Here is an 11800-nt window from a genome sequence, read left to right on the forward strand (position 1 = left end):
AATGTAGAGCTATTTTATCTATATCCAACGAGATAATTTTTTTCAGTGATAATTTGACGCTGAAACGGCAATAGGTCTCTGCCAGCAGGTGCAGGGTCTTTTATGACCGTTTTTGCCAAAATGTTACAGCATGTTCCTGTGAGGCGTCCCACGGCAGATTTTGGTTTGTTCGTCCCTGACAAAGGCTTACCATATCAGCCACATTAATTTGCCTGGTTTATGGATATCCAATGCGTTACCTGGCTGTATTAGTTCCTCTATTCGCTTTACTCTCCGCCTGTAGCAGCAAACCGGTGCCTCCCGCCGAAGCCCCTCTTGGCAGCGCTTCGCCGAGTGGTTTCTTGCTCCAGCCGGACCATAGCGGTCTGCTTGAAAACGGCGATTTCGCCGCCGACCCGGCGGTGGACCGATTTGTCGACAAAATGGTGGCTGAGCACGGCTTCGAAAGGGAACAGCTCCATAACGTTTTAGCTCAGACCAAACGATTGGATTATGTACTTCGGCTGATGGATCAGCAGGGGCCGTCGGGGCCGCCGTCAACCATCCCCAATGGGGCCTGGCTCCGCTATCGCAGCAAGTTCATCACCCCCGACAATGTGCAGAACGGGGTGGCTTTCTGGAATCAGTATCAGGATGCCCTGCAACGGGCCTATCAGGTTTACGGCGTGCCGCCGGAGATCATCGTCGGCATCATCGGCGTGGAAACCCGCTGGGGTAGGGTGATGGGCAAGACCCGCACCATCGATGCACTGGCAACGCTGGCCTTTGCCTATCCGCGCCGCGCCGACTACTTCGCCGGTGAACTTGAAACCTTTCTGCTGATGGCGCGCAGCGAGGGGGACGACCCGCTCTCTTTGCGCGGCTCCTATGCCGGCGCCATGGGTTACGGTCAGTTTATGCCCTCATCCTTCAAAAGTTTTGCGGTGGATTTCGACGGCGACGGCCATATCAACCTGTGGGACCCGGTGGATGCCATCGGCAGCGTCGCCAATTACTTCCAGGCGCACGGCTGGGCGCGCGGCGGCGAGGTCGCCATACCGGCCGTCGGTCAGGCCCCGGGGTTCGATCAGGGCTACGATACCCGCTACCCCGTTGCCACCCTGGCGGCGGCCGGACTCAGTCCGCAGGGTTCGCTGCAGAATTATCAGGAAGCCAGCCTGCTGCGCCTGGATCTCGGCAACCGCTATCAATATTGGTATGGCCTGCCGAATTTCTACGCCATTACCCGGTATAACCACAGTACCCATTATGCCATGGCGGTGTGGCAACTGGGCGAGGCGGTAAACCAGGCGCGCCAGGGCAATATGCTGGCGTCGAATTGATTCTCCGCGCCAAAAGCCGGGGGTGGCTATGCCCCGGCTCTTTACCTGTTGGTCTTGAAAGGGCCAAGGCGGCGGATAGAGTGAAAAAATATTTATTGTTCGCAGGGGAATGCTCGGGCCAATATAACCTGCAACGCAGAAATAGACAGGGTGAAATGGTTTTCATAGCCGATAAAACCGTCGAGATTAACCCTTGGGGAGAGTGTCGGTTTTTACGGCGACGCGGAATAGGCATATCCTGAGGGGACATTTATGAAGATATTCAGATAAATTAGTATAACTGACGTCGTGGGCGAGCCGAAAAATTAATAGCTACAGGAAGTCCGCTAATTATAACGTGTATATTTAACACCGCAGTTATTTAGGATATATCTTAAATTCAATAATCCTTCATTATTAAATTTTCGACAAAAAAAACCATGCTTTTATCAAGCATGAGCTGTTTGCCCAACCGAACAGGGGCTAAGGCCTTGCGGCCTTAGCCCTACTATTCAATTATTTCTTTCTTTTATCAGAGGCTTGAGCCGCTTCTGCAGCTGCTTTTTCGTTAGCGGCCGGTTTTTGGTTCTTCTGCTGATCGTTACCTTTAGCAGAACCTGATTTGGCGTTTTTGTCATTCTTGGACATCATATATACCTTGCATAGTAAGGTCGTTCCGACATTGGAACTTTCCTCTGGGCATATCATGTGCCTTTGTAAAATAATTTCAAGCGCTATAACAAGGGTAAATGAAACTATTTTCATAAAAGAGTAAATCGGCGGATTGTCATTAAATTGACGGGTTTTTCACCCAGAGGGTAATGTTATAAAACCTGTGGATTTTTTAATGATAATACTATTTTTTTAGAAAATGGTTATTTTGGAGGATCCCTGAAAATAAATGAAGTCAACCGTATTTTTAAATAATTATACAGGACTCTGGCAATAAAAACGGCGTCAATGCCCTTAATAATTGAGACTAATAGCGTTCTCAGCGTGAACGAAGGTAACATTAATTGATAAAGTTATTATATAGTATCATATAATATCAAAGTGCAATTACCAGTTCCCACATTAACCACTCTCGACTTTCTCCATTATTGGGACTTTCCCGAATCAAAGCATGCCGCCGATGGACCGAACGGGCCGTTTATTTGGGCCGTAATGCCGAGGGGCCGCCGACTGCCATGACGCTATATGTAGCGGCCTTAATGGTTAATAAAAGCGCAAGATAGTGTGAAAGTACGTCGGCCGCCGGCTCCTTGAGGGATTGAGATCCGAGTCTGACAGAATTCGGATCTTGGTTGAAGGAGAAAACAAACCTATGCCTGACCTATGCATACCTGGTGACGAACAATACGAGAGAGTTTGCACGTGTGCCGTTACTGACGCTGGAGGAGTGGCGGAAATGGGGTTAACCCCTCCTTAGTCCATTGCCGTCATTTTTTTAACGAGAGTTTCACGATTGTTTCGCTTGGCCAGCTTCTGTTCGGAACAGCAAAGGGATGCGTGCGGTGAGGGGGCATTAGGGGGAGCTGCTCAAATTTCACATAGTTCAGCATCGGGTCACGCAATGTCTTCCTGAATTGTTTGTTCAGAGGGTTCCCGGTTAAAATTAATTCTTCCACATTGTACAGTAAATCCCGTGGAATTTTTGTAATATTATTATTACTCAGGTCTACCTGAATAAGTTTAGTGGGGTAGGGATAAGGTAAGCCGGTTAACTTATTGTGGCTGGCATTAAGAATTTTCACCTGGCGGGGTAATATTGGCAAGCAGCGCAGGCCGAGATGGGATAAGTCCAGTTCTTCCTGCCGATGGTTATAACAATGAAATATTTTTTTTTAGCCACCTGCCGATTTCTTTTTTCTTCAAACCAAGCTTCTTCGGCCCAACTTTCCCAATTTCCATGATAATTGGGAGCCCAGTCCCAGTTCCTCAACCAAGCATTGCCATCTGAAAAATCTTGCCGTGGACAACAGGTGAAGTATTCCGCAAGACGCATAATTGATACTCTCCTAGGGGGTTAAAGGGTGTTAATGAGACAGCCTATCAGCTCTTCGATAGACAATCATATCGAATGTTAAAATTCAACAAGCCTAAATGTTCACTGTATGTTAATTTCATAATCATGCTTTTTATAAATATTGTAATGATTGACAACAATGACAGCACGTTCCCCCACTCACAAATCATAGAGAATTATCATTATACGTAAAATTTACCTGTATTTATAACTGTAGGTTAAACGGAACTTTATTTGCTTTGGTGTCAGTTCATCCGACTTAACGTAATAAGGTCTTCTATAATAATGATCGGAACCCCTCATGCGGGCATATTCTTTTCTGAAATGATTTTCGGAAATAAGCTCCTGTCCATTTTCTTTTATGTAATTATCTTCGATAAAATCATATAATTCATTCGTTATAGGATCTTTAAAACTGACGCCGGTAATCATGGCCTCTTCGAGCTCGGACCAGCCACCGGCAATGGTTGTTCCCTCTGTCTCCTGTGTCTCCTTTGTTTTTTTTATTTCTTTTGCCGCTGATTTCTTATCTACTGGCTTAAATTTGACAGGATTTGAATTGTAATAAATATGCAATAATTCATGATAAAGGGCAATGGCGGGATCCCGATGACGCCAAAGCTCCATCTTTATTGTGGACCCGTCGCCAACAATAAAATTCCCGGGATCAAACGCGATGGCCCCGCCGGCACTGTTTTTGGCGTAAAACCGACCGTCCGCGTAACGGTCTATGGCGCTCATGGTCGGGGGCTGTATGGTGAAGGCTTTCTCATGCAAGGCTAGCAGAATTTTTTGCCCCATCGGGACCTGCTTGATGTCGTTTAATACTCTTGTGACCGATGCAATAAACAAATCATTGCCAAGGATGACGATTTTTGTCGCGATCCTTGTTTTATCCAGCACCAAATTATACTGTCCGGTTTTAGGGTTAACGCTATAAAGCGCCATGGGCGTGGTCGATAATTCATTCAGTGCTAACGCAAATTTTTCCAAAATCTTCTTTGGCCCCGGTTTATGAAGATATTTCACAATATATTTACAATAAATGGGAACTTCTGTGAATAATTCTTTTATATCATCCTCGTCAGCTTTCATATTGGTTATCAACGGCAGCCTGACATTTTTTACCCATGCCTCTTGAATGGCGGTAACATCTGTCGCTGCCAGGTCGACTTTTCCATCCCGGAAAACACTTTTTTTTATAAAATCCAAAGAAACTCGGGTCAATTGGTGGATAGAGCCGGCTTCGTATTTTTTGTGTTCTTGAAAGGCTTTATTTATACGGTGTGCGGCTTCCAATACCCGTTTGTATTTTATTTCATGTTCGGCCTCATCCAATAGATTTTTTATTCTGCTGCGTTGTTTTAAAAACACGTTTTGCTGACCATATTTATACAGACCATGAGGTGGAACTGTTAGCTGGCGAAAGCGCCCTTCCTTGAAGTGTAAGGACAAGGCATGCCGGTTATCAGGCGAAGCGATGACATAACAATTAACATACTCTTTCGACAGTGAAACGCGGACAAACCTTCCCTTGATACGCAAATAACTTTTTTGGTCTTTTGTCCACTGTACGGACTTTATAGCTGAGCCGGCCCCGCCCCGTTAAACGCAGGGGCGTTGAGCCCTCCATCTGGCCGTTGTGAGCGGATTATCGAGCCTGGCGGGCCGGGAAATATTCTGAAATAAACTATTTTACCCGTTGCGGACAGGGCCAGGGGCAATCCCGCCGGCAATAATCCGTCATCAAACGCGTTTTTTTTCCAATTTGTCTTACGCTTAACATCGATGAAGTTAAATCTTAGTAAGGTTACTATTATGCAAGATAAGGGATGGGGTTCACGATTGCTGATCATCATTACGGTACTCTTCGCCGCGCTGAGCGGCCTGTATCTGTTGATTGGCGGTATATGGCTGCTGAAACTTCACGGCTCGCCATACTATATTATCGCAGGCGTGGTGATGCTGCTCACCGCCTGGCTGTTGTACCGGCGCCGGACCTCGGCGCTGTTGCTGTATGCGGCTTTCCTGCTCGGCACCACGATTTGGGGCCTGTGGGAAGTGGGGACCGATTTCTGGGCGCTGACGCCGCGTCTGGACGTGGTGTTCTTCTTCGGCCTGTGGATCACGCTGCCGTTTATCTATCGCGCGCTGGTGGTAAAAGGCGGGGGAGCGCGGATGGCCTTGCTGGCCTCGCTGCTGGTTACCGTGGTGGTGTTGGTGTATTCGGTGTTTAACGATCCCCAGGAGGTCAACGGCACCCTGAGCGCCGACCAAACCACCGTCGCCAAAGCGGCGTCGACGATTCCCGACGACGACTGGCCGGCCTACGGCCGTACCCAGCAAGGGACCCGTTACTCCCCGCTGAATCAAATCAATGAAAAAAACGTCGGCCAGTTGAAGGAAGCCTGGACATTCCGCACCGGTGATTTGAAAACCAGCAGCGATCCGCTGGAGTTCACCAGTGAGGTTACGCCCATCAAGATTGGCGATATGCTTTATCTGTGCACGTCGCATCAAAAGCTGTTCGCACTGGACGCGGCCACCGGCAAAGAGAAATGGACGTTCGATCCCAAACTTAAAAGCGATCCTTCCTTCCAGCACGTGACCTGTCGCGGCGTGTCTTATCATGAAACGCCCCAAGCGGCTCAGGCTAACGCCCAGGGCGCGGCTCCCGCCGTCTGTTCCCGACGTATCCTGCTGCCGGTGAACGACGGCAATCTGTATGCCCTGGATGCGCAAACCGGCGCGCTTTGCCCCGATTTTGGCGATAACGGCAAGCTGAACCTGCAAAACAATATGCCGAATGCCAAGGCCGGCGCCTACGAGCCCACCTCGCCGCCCGTGGTGACCGATAAAGTCATCGTCGTGGCCGGCGCGGTCACGGATAACTATTCCACCCGCGAGCCTTCCGGCGTGATCCGGGGTTTTGATGTCAACAGCGGCAAACTGCTGTGGGCATTCGATACCGGCAGCAAGGATCCCAATATCATACCGGAAGGGCCGCAGCTGTATACGGCAAATTCCCCCAACTCCTGGGCCCCGGCGGCCTATGACGACCAGTTGGATTTGGTCTATTTGCCCATTGGCGTGGAAACGCCCGATATCTGGGGCGGCAACCGCACCCCGGATATGGAACGCTATGCCAGCGGCATGCTGGCGCTGAATGCCACCACCGGTAAACTGGCCTGGTTTTATCAGACGGTCCATCACGATTTGTGGGACATGGACGTACCGGCGCAGCCGACCCTGGCGGACATCAGCGACGAGAATGGCAACAAGGTCCCGGTGATTTACGTGCCGGCGAAAACCGGCAATATCTTCGTCCTTGATCGCCGTAACGGCAAACTGGTGGTTCCCGCACCGGAAACGCCGGTACCGCAAGGGGCGTCCAAAGGCGATCACGTCGCGCCGACCCAGCCGTACTCCGATTTGACCTTCCGGCCCAAGCAGAACATGACCGACAAGGATATGTGGGGCGCCACCATGTACGATCAGTTGGTGTGCCGCGTGATCTTCCACCGCCTGCGTTACGACGGTCCGTTCACACCGCCTTCCGAGCAGGGCACCCTGGTGTTCCCGGGCAATCTCGGCATGTTTGAATGGGGCGGTATTTCGGTTGATACCGACCGGCAGGTGGCGGTGATGAATCCCATGGCGCTGCCCTTTGTCTCGAAGCTTATCCCGCGCGGACCCGGCAACCCCATAGAGCCCGACGCCAATGCCAAGGGAAGCGGTACCGAAACCGGTATTCAGCCGCAGTACGGTATTCCTTACGGCGTCACGTTGAACCCGTTCCTGTCGCCGCTGGGTTTACCTTGCAAGCAGCCGGCCTGGGGCTATATGGCCGCCCTTGATCTGAAAACCAACGAGGTGGTCTGGAAGAAACGCATCGGTACGGTACGTGACAGTTCGCCGTTGCCGCTACCGTTCAAGATGGGTATGCCGATGCTGGGCGGGCCTATTTCCACCGCCGGCAACCTGGCTTTTATCGGCGCCACGGCGGATAACTATCTGCGCGCCTTTGATGTTTCGAACGGCAACCTGTTATGGCAAGCGCGCTTGCCGGCGGGCGGTCAGGCGACGCCGATGACTTATGCGGTGAACGGCAAACAGTTTGTGGTGATTTCCGCCGGCGGACACGGTTCTTTCGGTACCAAGCTGGGAGATTATATTATCGCCTACGCTTTGCCCGACGCTAAATAACCGTTAATACCACAAAGCCGAGCCACTGTCAGTGAAAAGGAAAACACCCCCTGTTTGAGAAAACAGGGGGTGTTTTTTCGGAAAAATTGGACGGGATGGAAGGATTCGAACCCCCGTTCGTGGAATCAAAATCCACTGCCTTAACCCACTGGGCTACATCCCGCCTCTTCGGCATGGGGATGTCTGACCGGCCATTATCTTCCCTGACCAGCGTCTCCTGCCGATCCTTAGCAATAGCCTGCCAAACAGCCAAACCGATATGAATAGGATAACGCGAGTCCAGGTTTTTGCAGAGGCATTTGCGGCTAGGGTTTTTCCGAGAAAAATTGCGTCCGGTCATTAAAATCCTTGCTCTCCGGCAGGATTTGTCCCCCGTCAACCACAATCGTGGTGCCGGTGATATAAGACGCCCCGGCGGAAGCCAGGAAAATCGCGGCGGCGGCCACGTCCTCCGGACGGCCTAAACGGCCCAGGGGGATGGATTCTTCCATATTGCTGATAAAACTTTGGCTGCGGCCCGCGGTTAACCCTTCAGTGATGATATTGCCCGGTTCGATACCGTTCACCGTGATGCCGTAGGGCGCAAATTCCAGCGCGGCGGAGCGAATCAGGCCGTTTATCCCCGCCTTGCTCGCCCCATAGGCCCCCACGCCCGGATTAGCCACCCGCGGCCCGGTGATGGACGAGGTGAAAATCATGCGGCCGCCTCCCTGCGCCCGCATCACCGGCAGACATGCCTGCATGGCCAGGAAGGTTCCCGTCAGGTTTACCGTCAAGACATGCTGCCACTGTTCCAAGGATAAGTCTTCCAGCAGACAGGAGGGATAAATGCCGGCGTTTTGCAGCAGAATATCCACCTTGCCGAAGCGGCGAACCGCCAGGGCCACCAACTGGTCCATATCGTTTTTGCTGGCGACATCGGCATATTGGAATACCGCTTTGTCTTCTCCCAGTTCCAGCACTAATTGCCGGCCGCACTCACTGTCGATATCCCCCAGAACAACACAACAGCCCTCGCGGGAAAAACTGCGGGCCATCGCCAGGCCAATTCCCTTGGCCGCTCCCACAATAATGGCTACGCGATCGGGTAAATCACTTTCCATTAAGAATCCACCTTAATAACAAATTTACGCTGCCCATTTAGATCGCTCAATATTGATAAATTCATACATCAAAATGTGCAGCCAGTTTAACAAACTCTCTTTAACTGACTTGACGCATCAAGACTTGCAGCTGGTTTGATAAAAATATTTACGCACCGCCGGATCATTGATGTTTTTCTGCGTGGCAATCACAAAAGGCAGCAGGTTATCATGGGGCACCTGGGCCTTATTGATTTGCTTACGGGCAAGCTCCGCGGCTAATTTCACTGACTGATATCCCATTTGATAAGGTTGTTGAATAATGAGCGCATCGTAAATACCGTCTTTTAAATCACGGATTTCCTGCGGATCCCCATCAAAGGAAATGAGTTTAACCGTACCGCGTTTACCCGCTTCCATAATGGCCGAAGAGGCGCCGGTAGCGGCGGCGGAATGGGTCACATAGACCCCTTTGAGATCGGGATTGGCCTGCAGGGCCGCCGCCACTTGCTGTGCCGCTTTGGTGGAACTGGTTTCGGGATAGATAACCGGCAGGAGTTTTGCCTGCGGATACTCTTTCTTGAAGGTATCCATAAAGCCTTTCACCCGCGCATCGATATCCGGCAATCCGGGACGCATCCCCACCGCCAAAAATGTTCCGCTGGTGCCCGCCACTTCCGCCATGGCTTTGGCCGCGGCGACCCCGCCCAGATAGTGGTTGGATTGGATGCTTTGCGTCTCCACCGGCTTGTTCAGCGGCGCATCCACCGTAATGACCGGCGTGCCTTGCTTTTCCAACTCAGCGACCTGGGTAATCAGGGCGTTGCCGTCGGTGGGGGCCAGGACAACCGCCGCCGGGTGCAGCTGTAACGCCGCATCGATAAAGGGCTGTTGCAGCGCAATATCCCAATCCGGCGGCCCGTTCCAGCTCAGCGCCACGTTAAATTCCTTGGCGGCCTTTTGCGCGCCGCACTGCATGGTTGAATAGAAAGGTATCCCCACCTGACCGGGCAGGAAGGCAATATTCACCGGTTTTTCCGCCAGCGCGGACCCTGAAGCCAATAAGGCGGCAATACAAATTCCCAGGCGTAAATTCATGGCACTTTCCTTTACATGTTGAGAGGGGTTTAAACGCTGCGCTGACGGTTACGTTGATCGATATACACGGCCACAATCACAATCAGGCCAACGACGATGAGTTGGTAAAAGGAATCCAGTCCCATAATGACCAGTCCGGTACTGAGCACTACAGGTATCAGGGTACCGATAACGGTGCCCGACATTGAGGCGATACCGCCGAACAGGCTGGTGCCGCCGATGACCGCCGCCGCCACCGCCTGCAGGTTATCGGTTTGATGGCCGCCGATATTGGTGGTGGCGAAGCGGGAAATGTCCAGTACGGCGGCAACGCCGCATAACAAACCCATCAGGCTGAAGAGGTACAGCGAATGGGTGTTGATATCTATTCCCGCGCGCCTGGCCGCGTTAGGGGAAGATCCTAGCGCCAGCGTATGGGTGCCGAACCGGGTTTTGGATAATACATACCAGAGCACGCAGACGATAATCAGCGATACCGCCACCGGCAGGGGGATCACGCCAAAAATCTTGTTGGTGGCAAATGAAATCTGCAATACGCGCGGGATGTCGGGAACATTGGCCCCGTGCGTGATAACCAGGGCGATACCCAGTCCCACTGTGGTGGTGGCGAGGGTCACCAGAAACGAGCTGATTTTGAGTCGCGTCACCACCAAGCCGTTAATCAGTCCGAACAGGGTTCCGGTCAGCAGCGCAACGGCCACGCCGGCGATAATGGCCACCGTTAAATTGGGATAATCCCCCATGGCGACCTGATCCGGGGTACCGGCAAGACCGGTAATGGTTTTTGCCGACAGGATCGAAGAGAGCACCACATTGGCCCCCACCGACAGGTCAAATTCACGGGAACCCAGCAAAAAAGTCATCCCGGCGGCAAGCAGCACCAGTTGAGAGGCGTTGAGGGCAATGGTGAAAAAATTGCTGACGCTGAAAAAAGCGTGATTGGGGGAAATCAGCGAAAAGACAAATACCAGACCCAGCAATATCAACAGCATCCAAAAAGCGGTATGTTCACATAACCTGGAGAACCAGGTGGAGCGATCGGCATGGGCCAAAGGGGACAGATTTTCTTCATGGGACGGTGCGCTCATTGTGTTACCTCTTTTGCGCCAAGCATGACATCCACCACATCGCGCACGGTGACTTCGGCGGGGAGTAGATTCGCAATGGCCCTGCCTTGGCGCATTACGATGATGCGATCGGCGATTTCCAGCACCTGCGGTAAATCATGGGAAATCAACAGTACCGCCAGATTTCGCTTGGCCGCCGCGCGAATGGCCCGATACACCATTTCCCGCTGCAATGTGCCCAGCGCCGCCGTGGGTTCATCAAGCATGATGGCGTGGCGCGCCCACTTGATGGCCCGGGCTATGGCCACCCCTTGCCGTTGACCGCCGGAAAGGCTTTTGGTGGTGGTTCGATAGGTTTTCAGCGTCACCCCCAGCTCACGCAGGGTTTCCGCGGTACTGGCCTGCATGGCGGCCCGGTCCAGCATGCCGAACGTGCCGCGCCAGCCGGCCGCCGGCAGTTCGCGGCCCAGATAGACGTTCTCCGCCACCGATAAATCAGGGGCGAGGGCCAAATCTTGATAGACCGTTTCGATACCGTAGCGTTGGGCATCCTGGGTCGAACGCAGCCGCACCTCCTTGCCGTTAACGCAGAGCTGGCCGCCGTCCGGAATATGCTCGCCGCACAGCACCTTCATAAAAGTGGATTTCCCCGCGCCGTTATCCCCGACGATGGCGGTAATCTCACCGCGGAACAGCGAAACCGATACCCCCCGCAAGACGCTGAGAGAACCAAAATTTTTCACAATATCGATGGCCTGCAGTGCCGCCTCATGATGCAAAAGCGTTGGCGGAGGTGAACTTCCTGCAGTACCGGACTGCGTCGGTGACGACCCTGAGTGTGAAAATGGCATATTCAAGTTCCTACGCAGAAAGTAAGCAGTGAGAAAAAATTCCCTGTAAAGAGATTGAAGTAATCGATTACGTTAATCGATTACGTTATAATTAGTGGCGGGTAATAAAACTGTCAAGAAATATTTGAAAATGCCTGGCTATTTACTTTTCGCATCGCTTGTGCGATGC

9 protein-coding genes and 1 tRNA gene are annotated in these 11800 nt (G+C 52.0%); 2 read left to right on the plus strand and 8 right to left on the minus strand.

Annotation, left to right across the window (positions count from 1 at the left end; genetic code table 11):
• Positions 1–230: 230 nt before the first annotated feature.
• The gene (gene mltB / locus HB631_RS01600) at positions 231–1322 is read left to right on the plus strand and encodes a lytic murein transglycosylase B (RefSeq protein ID WP_213989406.1); all 1092 of its coding nucleotides are present in this window, start codon (positions 231–233) and stop codon (positions 1320–1322) included.
• 495 nt (positions 1323–1817) lie between these two features.
• Here mltB and HB631_RS01605 read toward each other — a convergent pair whose 3' ends face one another.
• The 3 genes from HB631_RS01605 to HB631_RS01615 form a co-directional block, all read right to left on the minus strand.
• Entirely contained in the window at positions 1818–2066 is a 249-nt protein-coding gene (locus HB631_RS01605; protein ID WP_213989407.1) for a hypothetical protein, read from the minus strand.
• 985 nt (positions 2067–3051) lie between these two features.
• Positions 3052–3306: a hypothetical protein gene (locus HB631_RS01610; RefSeq protein ID WP_213989408.1), complete on the minus strand. Its 255-nt coding sequence runs from the start codon at positions 3304–3306 to the stop codon at positions 3052–3054.
• A 216-nt stretch (positions 3307–3522) separates the two neighbouring features.
• A complete protein-coding gene (locus HB631_RS01615) occupies positions 3523–4872 on the minus strand; it encodes a M91 family zinc metallopeptidase (protein ID WP_213989409.1) in 1350 nt (449 codons plus the stop codon).
• A gap of 273 nt (positions 4873–5145) precedes the next feature.
• On the opposite strand from HB631_RS01615, the gene HB631_RS01620 reads away from it, so the two are divergent.
• Positions 5146–7533, plus strand: coding sequence for a glucose/quinate/shikimate family membrane-bound PQQ-dependent dehydrogenase (locus HB631_RS01620; protein WP_213989410.1), 2388 nt, complete (start codon positions 5146–5148; stop codon positions 7531–7533).
• 87 nt (positions 7534–7620) lie between these two features.
• Here HB631_RS01620 and HB631_RS01625 read toward each other — a convergent pair.
• From HB631_RS01625 to HB631_RS01645, 5 genes are all read right to left on the minus strand, one after another.
• Positions 7621–7696, minus strand: a tRNA-Gln gene (locus HB631_RS01625).
• A 142-nt stretch (positions 7697–7838) separates the two neighbouring features.
• Positions 7839–8636, minus strand: coding sequence for an SDR family oxidoreductase (locus HB631_RS01630; RefSeq protein WP_213989411.1), 798 nt, complete (start codon positions 8634–8636; stop codon positions 7839–7841).
• A 117-nt stretch (positions 8637–8753) separates the two neighbouring features.
• A complete protein-coding gene (locus HB631_RS01635) occupies positions 8754–9713 on the minus strand; it encodes an ABC transporter substrate-binding protein (RefSeq protein ID WP_213989412.1) in 960 nt (319 codons plus the stop codon).
• A 29-nt stretch (positions 9714–9742) separates the two neighbouring features.
• Entirely contained in the window at positions 9743–10801 is a 1059-nt protein-coding gene (locus HB631_RS01640) for an ABC transporter permease (protein WP_213989413.1), read from the minus strand.
• Positions 10798–11631: an ATP-binding cassette domain-containing protein gene (locus HB631_RS01645; protein WP_213989414.1), complete on the minus strand. Its 834-nt coding sequence runs from the start codon at positions 11629–11631 to the stop codon at positions 10798–10800. Before HB631_RS01645 ends, HB631_RS01640 begins: the two co-directional genes overlap by 4 nt.
• Between the last annotated feature and the right edge of the window lie 169 nt (positions 11632–11800).

The organism is Sodalis sp. dw_96 (assembly GCF_018449575.1).
In the GTDB taxonomy this organism is placed as follows: Bacteria; Pseudomonadota; Gammaproteobacteria; order Enterobacterales; family Enterobacteriaceae; genus Acerihabitans.

Coding starts and splice junctions, on each gene's coding strand:
- HB631_RS01645 (WP_213989414.1), bottom strand. CDS start 11,631: ATGCCATTTTCACACTCAGGGTCGTCACCGACGCAGTCCGGTACTGCA.
- HB631_RS01610 (WP_213989408.1), bottom strand. CDS start 3,306: ATGCGTCTTGCGGAATACTTCACCTGTTGTCCACGGCAAGATTTTTCA.
- HB631_RS01635 (WP_213989412.1), bottom strand. CDS start 9,713: ATGAATTTACGCCTGGGAATTTGTATTGCCGCCTTATTGGCTTCAGGG.
- mltB (WP_213989406.1), top strand. CDS start 231: ATGCGTTACCTGGCTGTATTAGTTCCTCTATTCGCTTTACTCTCCGCC.
- HB631_RS01605 (WP_213989407.1), bottom strand. CDS start 2,066: ATGAAAATAGTTTCATTTACCCTTGTTATAGCGCTTGAAATTATTTTA.
- HB631_RS01640 (WP_213989413.1), bottom strand. CDS start 10,801: ATGAGCGCACCGTCCCATGAAGAAAATCTGTCCCCTTTGGCCCATGCC.
- HB631_RS01630 (WP_213989411.1), bottom strand. CDS start 8,636: ATGGAAAGTGATTTACCCGATCGCGTAGCCATTATTGTGGGAGCGGCC.
- HB631_RS01620 (WP_213989410.1), top strand. CDS start 5,146: ATGCAAGATAAGGGATGGGGTTCACGATTGCTGATCATCATTACGGTA.